The sequence below is a fragment of the Pseudoalteromonas sp. S3178 genome, from assembly GCF_005886985.1.
GTDB lineage: Bacteria > Pseudomonadota > Gammaproteobacteria > Enterobacterales > Alteromonadaceae > Pseudoalteromonas > Pseudoalteromonas carrageenovora.
In genome coordinates, this window is the sequence record NZ_PNCW01000677.1 from 1 (window position 1) to 313 (window position 313).

A 313-nucleotide genomic window follows, 5' to 3' on the forward strand; every position below is an offset into this window, starting at 1 on the left:
TGCGCCATGAGATGGCCTGCAGGTCTTCGCTTTCCTGCTAGAATATCTTCTGCGAGATCTGAAGCGAGTCCGCCTTCGATGACAGCAAGGCAAATTCCTACAAGCTCGTTATTGCAAAATGCACCTTGTAAGTGCAGATCGGGTGCATCTAACAATTGCCTTAAATCATCCACGCTGGTTTGATAATGCGCTAATACGAGCAATGAAAAAACTTGCTCAAGTAACGAGCTATTTTCTATCAACTCACTCTGGGAAATAGCACGCATTGTGGTTGGTGAAGTGAGTATGGGTGATGTCGCTTTACACTCGAGTA

At 45.4% G+C, this 313-nt stretch carries 1 pseudogene; it reads right to left on the reverse strand.

Annotated elements, in window-relative coordinates:
* A pseudogene (locus CWC11_RS22720) lies at positions 1-313 on the reverse strand (GNAT family N-acetyltransferase); the annotation flags it as partial.